Source organism: Janthinobacterium sp. DSP2-3-3, from assembly GCF_049897325.1.
GTDB lineage: Bacteria > Pseudomonadota > Gammaproteobacteria > Burkholderiales > Burkholderiaceae_D > Janthinobacterium.
In genome coordinates, this window is sequence record NZ_JAFCWA010000004.1 from 473,733 (window position 1) to 483,057 (window position 9,325).

Annotated in this window: 8 protein-coding genes and 1 tRNA gene; 7 read left to right on the plus strand and 2 right to left on the minus strand. The window is 59.0% G+C overall.

Features of this window, described 5'->3' with window-relative positions; genetic code table 11:
- Positions 1-68 precede the first annotated feature (68 nt).
- From ybiB to ACP7DE_RS11215, 7 genes are all read left to right on the plus strand, one after another.
- Positions 69-1,070, plus strand: coding sequence for a DNA-binding protein YbiB (ybiB, locus tag ACP7DE_RS11185; protein ID WP_426072161.1), 1,002 nt, complete (start codon positions 69-71; stop codon positions 1,068-1,070).
- A 56-nt stretch (positions 1,071-1,126) separates the two neighbouring features.
- Positions 1,127-2,341, plus strand: coding sequence for an NAD(P)/FAD-dependent oxidoreductase (locus ACP7DE_RS11190; RefSeq protein ID WP_426072162.1), 1,215 nt, complete (start codon positions 1,127-1,129; stop codon positions 2,339-2,341).
- Between the two features lie 182 nt (positions 2,342-2,523).
- Positions 2,524-2,736 carry a 30S ribosomal protein S21 gene (gene rpsU / locus ACP7DE_RS11195; RefSeq protein ID WP_008451879.1) on the plus strand — a complete coding sequence of 71 codons (213 nt, stop codon included), beginning with the start codon at positions 2,524-2,526 and terminating at the stop codon, positions 2,734-2,736.
- Between the two features lie 195 nt (positions 2,737-2,931).
- The gene (locus ACP7DE_RS11200; RefSeq protein WP_426072163.1) at positions 2,932-3,384 is read left to right on the plus strand and encodes a GatB/YqeY domain-containing protein; all 453 of its coding nucleotides are present in this window, start codon (positions 2,932-2,934) and stop codon (positions 3,382-3,384) included.
- A gap of 130 nt (positions 3,385-3,514) precedes the next feature.
- A complete protein-coding gene (gene dnaG, locus ACP7DE_RS11205; RefSeq protein ID WP_426072164.1) occupies positions 3,515-5,311 on the plus strand; it encodes a DNA primase in 1,797 nt (598 codons plus the stop codon).
- A gap of 464 nt (positions 5,312-5,775) precedes the next feature.
- Positions 5,776-8,016, plus strand: a complete 2,241-nt coding sequence (gene rpoD / locus ACP7DE_RS11210; protein ID WP_426072165.1) for an RNA polymerase sigma factor RpoD — start codon at positions 5,776-5,778, stop codon at positions 8,014-8,016.
- Positions 8,017-8,124: 108 nt separating this feature from the next.
- A tRNA-Ile gene (locus ACP7DE_RS11215) sits at positions 8,125-8,203 on the plus strand.
- 446 nt (positions 8,204-8,649) lie between these two features.
- Here the strand turns inward: ACP7DE_RS11215 and ACP7DE_RS11220 are convergent.
- Positions 8,650-9,132 carry a DUF2726 domain-containing protein gene (locus ACP7DE_RS11220; RefSeq protein ID WP_426072166.1) on the minus strand — a complete coding sequence of 161 codons (483 nt, stop codon included), beginning with the start codon at positions 9,130-9,132 and terminating at the stop codon, positions 8,650-8,652.
- A 10-nt stretch (positions 9,133-9,142) separates the two neighbouring features.
- On the minus strand, positions 9,143-9,325 hold a 183-nt coding region (locus ACP7DE_RS11225; RefSeq protein ID WP_426072167.1), incomplete at its 5' end, for a hypothetical protein.

Sequence of the window (9,325 nt, forward strand, 5' to 3'; positions counted from 1 at the left end):
TGTTGCATTGGCACCTATGCCGTCCATCAGCCCGTCTGCACGGGGAAAAATCCGTGTAAGCTGGCGCCATGACGACTGTTTCCATCCCCCATACCGATGTGGCCGGTGAGCCATTTCCCGCTGCACGTTTCATCAAAGAAATAGGACGCGGCAAGAACGGCGCGCGCAGCATGACGCGCGACGACGCTCGTGCCCTGTACCGCGCCATGCTCGAGGGCCGCGTGTCGGACCTGGAACTGGGCGGCATTTTGTTATCCATGCGCATCAAGGGCGAGTCCGTGGACGAGATCGCCGGCTTCCTCGACGCGGCCGAAGCGTCGTTTGTCCCGCTGGCCGCGCCGGCCGGTGAATTTGCTCCGATTATCATTCCCAGCTACAACGGCGCGCGCAAGATGGCCAATCTGACGGCCTTGCTGGCGCTGCTGCTGGCGCGCGCGGGCGCGCCCGTGCTCGTGCATGGCGTCACCAGCGACCCGGGCCGCATCACCACGGCCGAAGTGCTGGCCGCGCTGGGCGTGCCGGCGTCGCCGGACCATGCGCAAGCCGAGGCCGCCATGGAGCGCGGGGAAGCGGCCTTCCTGCCCATAGCGTCACTGGCGCCGCGCCTGGCACACATGCTGTCGCTGCGGCGCGTGTTGGGCGTGCGCAATTCCACGCATACCTTGGTGAAAATCATGCAGCCGTTCGCCGGGCCCGCCCTGCGCCTTGTGTCGTACACGCATCCGGAATATCTGGAAATGCTCGGTGAGTATTTCCTGACTGCCTCTGATCCCGCGCGCGGCGACGCTTTCCTGATGCGCGGCACGGAAGGCGAGACGGTGGCCAACGCCAACAAGGCGCAGCAGATCGACTGGTTCCATGGCGCTGAGCGCACTGTGCTGGTGGAAAAGCAGGCGCTGGTGGCGGGTTTGTCGCAGTTGCCGCATTTGCCGGCCGAGCGCGATGCGGCCACCACTGCTGAATGGATCGCTGCCGTGCTGCGCGGCGAGGTGCCCGTGCCGCCGTCGATCGCCGAGCAGGTGGAGCAATGCCTGATGGCATCGCGGCAGATTGCAGCACGGCCGCGCTAGCCGCGTCGCCGCAGTTTACAATGGCGTCTTTGTAATCAGCGGTGACCGGAATTCTTATGGCAAAACAATTTGATGTGGCAGTGATCGGCGCGGGCGCGGCCGGCATGATGTGTGCGGCTGTTGCCGCCCAGCAAGGCAAGCGCGTGGTGTTGATCGATCACGCGGCCAAGCTGGCCGAAAAGATCCGCATCTCGGGTGGCGGACGGTGTAATTTCACCAATATTAACGCCACCCCGCAAAATTTCCTTTCGGAAAACCCGCACTTCTGCAAGAGCGCGCTGTCGCGCTACACGCCGCAGGATTTTCTTGCGCTGGTGAAGAAATATAGGATCGGCTACCACGAGAAGCACAAGGGCCAGCTGTTTTGCAACGAATCGGCCGAGCTGATCATCGACATGCTCAAGGACGAGTGCGCCGCTGGCGGCGTGCATTGGCGTATGCCGTGCAAGATCGACAATGTTGTCCAGCAAGATGATGGCGGCTTCGTGCTGCAGACGGACAGCGGCGACATCGAGACGGCCAGCATCGTCATCGCCACGGGCGGCTTGTCGATCCCGAAGATCGGCGCCACGGATTTTGCCTACCGCATCGCCAAACAATTCGATTTGATGATGGTCGAGCCGCGTCCGGCCCTGGTGCCGCTGACGTTCGATGCGGCCAGCTGGGCGCCATTCGCGGAACTGTCCGGCATCGCGCTGGAGGTGGATGTGGAAACGGGCAGCCTGAAAGGCCGCAAGGCAACAGGCGCGCGTTTCCGCGAAGATTTGCTGTTTACGCACCGCGGCCTGTCGGGCCCGGCGATCCTGCAGATTTCCAGCTACTGGCTGCCGGGCACGCCCATCGTCATCAATCTGTTGCCGGAAGTGGACGTGGCGCAAACCTTGATTGAAGGCAAGGGCACCTTGAAGAAGCAGCTGGGCAATATCGTCGCGCAATGGCTGCCGGAGCGCCTGGCCGACTGCCTGCTGGCCGTCAACGGCCTGGCGCCGGACGCGCGCATCGCCGACATGCCTGACGCCCAGCTGCGCAAGCTGGGGCTGGCCATCAATGCCTGGTCCATCGTGCCGAACGGCTCCGAAGGCTACCGCAAGGCGGAAGTGACGCGCGGCGGCATCGATACGCGCGAGCTGTCGCAGCAGACCATGATGGCCAATAAAGTGCCGGGTCTGTACTTCATCGGCGAAGCGGTCGACGTGACGGGCTGGCTGGGCGGCTACAACTTCCAGTGGGCCTGGGCTTCCGGCGTGGCGGCAGGTATTGCCTTGCAGTAAGCAAGTCTGTAGGATGGGGTTCTGGCGCCCGGTGCGCCGACCCCGGTGCGTGGTTTACGCCACATTCCGGCAGCGACCGCAGGCTGCATGCCGCACGCAAGTGGGGAGGGTCTTCCCTTTTCGAATAAAAGCTGCTACCATCTATCTCTTCCTATACACCACCTCAACGGTTTGAATTTTACATGACCACTATTCGCCTTAAAGAAAACGAGCCGTTCGAAGTCGCAATGCGTCGCTTCAAACGCACCATCGAAAAAACGGGTCTGCTGACCGAATTGCGCGCACGCGAATTCTACGAAAAGCCAACAGCTGAGCGCAAGCGCAAGCTGGCAGCTGCTGTAAAGCGTCATTACAAACGCATCCGCAGCCAACAACTGCCGAAAAAATTATTCTAAGACTGTTCAGTCAGAACCAACCCGGGTAGTTCGGCGCATTGTTCGCCACGGGTTTTGTTTTGATTCGCCTGGAGTGATACTTCAGATGAGTCGCATACCCGCTCCGGTTCGCCGCAGCGGGTTTTCGCTTTTGTGGCCGCCTGCTTAGTTCGCGTACACGAGCATCGAACCCCACTTACCAACACGAGGATTGCCATGAGCTTGAAAAAACAAATTACCGAAGACATGAAAAACGCCATGCGCGCCAAGGAAGCGGGCAAGCTGGGCACGATTCGCCTGTTGCTGGCCGAAATCAAGCGCAAGGAAGTCGACGAGCGCATCGAATTGACGGATGCCCACGTGACGGCCATCGTGGAAAAGATGATCAAGCAGCGCAAGGATTCGATCACCCAGTTCGAAGCCGGTGGCCGTGCCGACCTGGCCGACATTGAAAAAGCCGAACTGGTGCACCTGGCGGGCTACATGCCTGCCGGCCTGTCGGACGAAGAAGTGGCGGCCGAAGTGGCTGCCGCCGTGGCCGCCTCGGGCGCCGCCGGTCCGCAAGACATGGGCAAGGTCATGGCTATCGTCAAGCCGAAGCTGGCGGGCCGCGCCGACATGACCGTGGTGTCCGCCCTGGTCAAGAAAGCCTTGACGCCGGCAGCGTAAGCATTCAATAGTAGCAAAGGCTGCCAGTCACCGCGCTGGCAGCCGCTCAATCGCCCACACGTTGACTTGGCTCAACCTCAGGCCACGTGCGGTAGTATAGTCTGACCTATAACAAGACCCGCCCTAGCCAGTGATACCTCAATCCTTCATTTCCGATTTGCTCAACCGCGTCGATATCGTCGATGTCGTGGGCCGCTATGTGCAACTGAAAAAAGGTGGCGCCAATTTCATGGGCCTGTGCCCGTTCCACAGTGAAAAATCGCCCAGCTTTACCGTCAGCCCCACCAAGCAGTTCTATCACTGCTTCGGCTGTGGCGCGCATGGCACCTCGATCGGCTTCCTGATCGAGTACTCGGGCATGGGCTTTGTCGATGCCGTCAAGGACTTGGCGCAGAACGTGGGCATGGTGGTGCCGGAAGCGGACGACAAGATCCCGCCGGCCCAGCGCGCACAGATCCAGGCGCAAAGCATGGCCTTGTCTGACGCCATGACGCAGGCCTGCGATTATTACCGGGGGCAATTGCGCCACGCGCCGGAAGCCATCGCCTACCTGAAGAACCGGGGCTTGACGGGCGAAGTGGCCGCTCGCTTCGGCATGGGTTTCGCACCGGGCGGCTGGGATAATCTGCGCTCCGTCTTCCCTGACTACGATGTGGTGGCCCTGGCCGAGGCTGGCCTGGTAATCGACAAGGTCGATGAAGAAGGCAACAACCGCAAGCGCTATGACCGTTTCCGCGAGCGCATCATGTTTCCGATCCGCAATACCAAGGGGCAGGTCATCGCCTTTGGCGGCCGCGTGCTCGACCATGGTGAGCCGAAATACCTGAACTCGCCGGAAACCCCCTTGTTTTCCAAGGGCTTCGAACTATATGGGCTGTTCGAGGCGCGCCAGGCCATCCGCGACGCCGGCTATGTGCTGGTGACGGAAGGTTACATGGACGTGGTGGCGCTGGCGCAAATGGGTTTCCCGCAGGCGGTAGCGACCCTGGGCACGGCATGCACACCCACCCATGTGCAAAAACTGCTGCGCCAGACCGATAACGTGATTTTCAGCTTCGACGGCGACAAGGCTGGTCGCCGCGCCGCCCGCCGCGCGCTGGAAGCGAGCCTGGCCCACGTGTCGGACAATAAAACCATCAAATTCCTGTTCTTGCCGTCGGAACACGATCCGGACAGCTATATCCGCGAATTCGGCACCGAAGGTTTTGAGCAGCAAGTGCATGAAGCCATGCCGCTGTCGCAATTTTTGCTGAAAGAAGTGTCGGGTGAGCATGATTTGTCCGAGCCGGAGGGGCGTGCCCGCGCGCAGTTCGACGCCAAGCCCCTGCTGCAGCTGATGGCGCCGTCGTCCTTGCGCTTGCAGATCGTGAGGGGACTGGCGCAGCTGACGCAGTCCACGCCGGCCGAGATCGAAGCCCTGTTCGAGCTGGCCAAGCCCGTTGCCGTAGCGCGTCGCGCGCCGCCGAAATCGGGCCGTCCCGTGCCCGTGGGTCTGGAATTGAAGATCATGCGCATGCTGGTGGCGCATCCGCCCCTGAGCATGCGTATCGACGAGGCTGCTCTGACCGCTTTCCAGCAGCTGGGACCGGACGCGGCCCATAGCCTGGGACAGCTGGTAGCCGTGGGTCAGGCGCTGGGCGAGCATGGCAGTTTTGCTGCGCTGGCGCAGCAATTGAAGGAGCTGGGCAGCGAATACGACGAGATCATCGGCGAGATCGCGGCCGGCACGGAGTCCGATTACGACAGTGAATTGTCATGGCTGGTCAGCACCATCCGCGAGATCAAATTGAATGCCTTGAAGGCGGAATTGCAGCAATTGTTTGCGTCGGGTTTGCCATCCGAGAAAATTGGTGTACGCTACCGCGAAATCATGCAGGAGCAAGGCGAGTTGGAGCGCGAACGCGATGCCGAGTTGGTGAATCGCTAAGCTTGCTCTGGGGGTATGGCACGCACTGGAAAAACATTTTTCGCGTGCTATAATTAAATGCTAAGTATTGTGTGCTTTGGCAAGCTAGTTCTGTTTCGTAAATAGTATTTGTTTTCAGTAAGTTAGGCTCTTGATCGGCGCGGTGGATCGTGTCGGCAGCCAGGGCCAACTGGCGTTTGCGGCGTTGCGGGCAAGGCTCGCAGACGCTGGCAAGCCGCGCCAGGCTCTCGCTCCCAACGCGGTCGATGCAGAAATTTCTGCCGAGGCGGCTGGCAACAGCTGGTGGACAGGAATTGCTGCGCTTCCCGCGGATCGTGGCCGATGAGGTGTAAGTAACGTAACAGTGTCGAATTTGCGTTGTCGGCAGGTTCGAAGATGGTGGTTCCCGCAGGTAGACAGGGAACTGGCAGCAAACTTTATCCTAATCCACCGTAAAGCAAGTCGTTGTGTAATCGAAAGCGCCTGTGCCAATCAAGAAACCCGAATCCAAAGCGGCTGTAAAGCCCACTAAAGTTACCACGAAAGCCGAAAAAGCGCTTGACCGGCCAGAAGCGCGTGTGACCAGCGCGCCCGTGGTCAGCCAGACCACCGACGCTGCCACCCTGGCAGCCATCGATACGTCCGGCTATGTCTTGCCGTCGGTAAAAGTGCCAGGCCGCCGCGGCCGCAAGCCAAAAGAGTTCCAGCCAGAAAATGATGAAGTCGCCGCCCTGAACGCCGTCGAGCGGGCCGAACTGAAGGCCGTCGACAAGGCCAAGGCCAAGGATCGCAAGGCGAAGGAGCGTGCGCTGCTGAAAGACGCCTTCTCGTCCGACACGGAAGCGAGCGAGGAAGAACTCGAGCGCCGGCGCCAGAAACTCAAGACCCTGATCAAGTTCGGCAAGGAGCGCGGTTTCCTGACCTACGCGGAAATCAACGATCACTTGCCTGAAAACATCGTCGATCCGGAAGCCATCGAAGGCATCATCGGTACCTTCAATGATATGGGCATCGCCGTCTACGAACACGCGCCCGATGCCGAAACGTTGTTGCTGTCCGATAACGTTGCCGTTGTCACCAGCGATGACGAGGCGGAAGCAGCGGCCGAGGCCGCATTATCGACCGTCGATTCCGATTTCGGCCGCACCACCGACCCCGTGCGCATGTATATGCGCGAGATGGGCTCGGTCGAGTTGCTGACGCGCGAAGGCGAGATCGAGATTGCCAAGCGCATCGAAGATGGCTTGAAAGACATGATTCAGGCCATTTCCGCCTGCCCCGTGACGATCGCCGAGATTATCGCCGCCGCCGACCGCATCGCCAACGAAGAGATCAAGATCGACGAAATTGTCGACGGCCTCGTCGATGAAAGCGAACCGGTCGCCGCCGCTCCTGTCGTTGCCGCTCCCGTCGAAGAAGACGAGGAAGAAGGCGAAGCGGAAGAAGAGGAAGTCGAAGAAGAGGAAGAGGCGAACGCTTCCGGCGCGGCCGGTTTCTCGGCCGAGCAGCTGGAAACTTTGAAGCGTACGGCGCTGGAAAAATTTGCCGTCATTTCGCAGCAGTTTGACAAGATGCGCCGCGCTTTCGAGAAAGACGGCTACAACTCCAAGCCCTACGCCAAGGCGCAGGAAGCCATTTCGCAAGAGTTGCTGGGCATCCGCTTCACGGCCAAGGTGGTGGAAAAGCTGTGCGACACCCTGCGCGGTCAGGTCGATGAAGTGCGCCATATCGAGAAGCAGATTCTCGACGTGGCCGTGAACCGCTGCGGCATGCCGCGCGCCCACTTCATCAAGGTCTTCCCGGGCAATGAAACAAACCTCGACTGGGTCGATGGCGAAGTCAACGCAGGACACGCCTACAGCGCCATCCTGGGCCGCAACATTCCGACCGTCAAGGAACTACAGCAGCGCCTGATCGACCTGCAGGCGCGCGTCGTGCTGCCGCTGCCGGACTTGCGCAACATCAACCGCCAGATGGCGGCCGGTGAAATGAAGGCGCGCAAGGCCAAGCGCGAAATGACGGAGGCCAACTTGCGTCTGGTCATTTCGATCGCCAAGAAATACACGAACCGTGGCTTGCAATTCCTAGACCTGATCCAGGAAGGCAATATCGGCCTGATGAAGGCCGTCGACAAGTTCGAGTACCGCCGCGGTTACAAGTTCTCGACCTATGCGACCTGGTGGATCCGCCAGGCCATCACGCGCTCGATCGCCGACCAGGCGCGCACGATCCGTATTCCCGTGCACATGATCGAGACGATCAACAAGATGAACCGGATTTCCCGCCAGATACTGCAGGAAACGGGCGCGGAACCCGACCCGGCCACCCTGGCGATCAAGATGGAAATGCCCGAGGACAAGATCCGCAAGATCATGAAAATCGCCAAGGAACCGATCTCGATGGAAACGCCGATCGGCGACGACGACGATTCCCATCTAGGCGACTTCATCGAGGACAACAACACCCTGGCGCCGGCCGACGCGGCGCTGCACGCGTCCATGCGTGGCGTGGTCAAGGACGTGCTCGACTCCTTGACGCCACGCGAAGCGAAAGTACTGCGCATGCGTTTTGGTATCGAGATGTCCACCGACCATACGCTGGAAGAAGTGGGCAAGCAATTTGACGTGACGCGCGAGCGCATCCGCCAGATCGAAGCCAAGGCGCTGCGCAAGTTGCGCCATCCATCGCGCTCCGACAAGCTGAAAAGCTTCTTGGAAGGCAACTAGAAGCCAATAGGGCTTGACGTGCGCCCCTGATACCCCTATCCTCGCGTGTCCGTTTCCAAAACGGCCGCGCGAGGCGGGTTTCAACAACGCCGCCACGCCGCAGTCCCCGGGCCTCTAGCTCATGCTTGGTTAGAGCAGCGGACTCATAATCCGTTGGTGCCGTGTTCGACTCACGGGAGGCCCACCATTTTTACGTAGCTGCTCATGGGCCGCTATGATCCGCACTACCTCGTCTGCAGGGACGCCCGACTCTTCGATGATCTTTATGGTCGTATGGAAGTCGGGCACTCTCTCGCCATTCACATAGCGATCCAGTGTCTTCTGCGGCACCCCCCACGCCTTCGCTACAGGCAGCACTTTCCTACCTTGCAACGCTCTTGCTATCAATTCCTGATATTCCATAGTATTTTCTCATTGGCAATTAGTCCAAATGGACATTAATATCGCACTTAGCTAGTCCGAACGGACATTTTTATTTGTCCGATTGGACGAAGTAAACGATAGCACATCTAGGTTGAATGTAAACCGCTCAGTCTCCGGCCCACGGGCCGCCTGTTTGCCCACTGGTACGCCTTGGGAGGTTTTTTTGGTTGTCGATCTGTGCAAAGCGAAAAGTGTTTGACGGTAGTCGTATCAAAAAGTGTGCATGTTGATTAATAGGCGTTCGATATCGCTTCGTATTTTTTCTGCTGTAGGGATGCTCGGGTAGCGAATCGTATGGTATCCGGCTTGTTTGAGCATGGTGTCACGCTCATGGTCGTTCTGTTCGCGGCCTATGTGGCTGCGGTCGTCAAGCTCGATTACTGCGATGACGTTCATGTGGTTGCTGCATAAAACGAAGTCGATCACCTTGCGATTGAATCGATTTCGGGATTGCCAGCCATCTGCGGTGATGAGAGCGGAAAACGCTACTTGTGTTAGCACGATGCATTCAGGCAGTGCAGTTGTTAAGAGTGCGAACATTTGTTGCTCACGGCTTGTAAGTATTGGCCTTCGTTTTATCTGTAGTGACTCCGATGATTTGGCTACAACAAGCCTAAAGATCCCCGGATTAAAAAGCTTCGGAAATATTAGTGCAATTAGTGCCACGGAAAGTAACAACAAAAGTGTGTTCATAAAATTACCATTAGTTCTGGATGGCAATAAACATATCACAGTCGTACTTAATCGCTCTAGCGGGCGACTCACTCTGAGGTGTACTGTCAATAGCGGACACTCTTGTTTCAAGCCGCCTGTGGTTGTTTGCTGAATTTTTCAGCAAACAACGCGGGCGGAACATTGCCGAGGCGCGAGTGGCGCCGCTGGCGGT

Bases quoted from the DNA above. Each gene is read 5' to 3' on its own strand.
- ybiB (WP_426072161.1), top strand. From the start codon at position 69: ATGACGACTGTTTCCATCCCCCATACCGATGTGGCCGGTGAGCCATTT.
- rpsU (WP_008451879.1), top strand. From the start codon at position 2,524: ATGACCACTATTCGCCTTAAAGAAAACGAGCCGTTCGAAGTCGCAATG.
- ACP7DE_RS11220 (WP_426072166.1), bottom strand. From the start codon at position 9,132: ATGAACACACTTTTGTTGTTACTTTCCGTGGCACTAATTGCACTAATA.
- ACP7DE_RS11190 (WP_426072162.1), top strand. From the start codon at position 1,127: ATGGCAAAACAATTTGATGTGGCAGTGATCGGCGCGGGCGCGGCCGGC.
- ACP7DE_RS11200 (WP_426072163.1), top strand. From the start codon at position 2,932: ATGAGCTTGAAAAAACAAATTACCGAAGACATGAAAAACGCCATGCGC.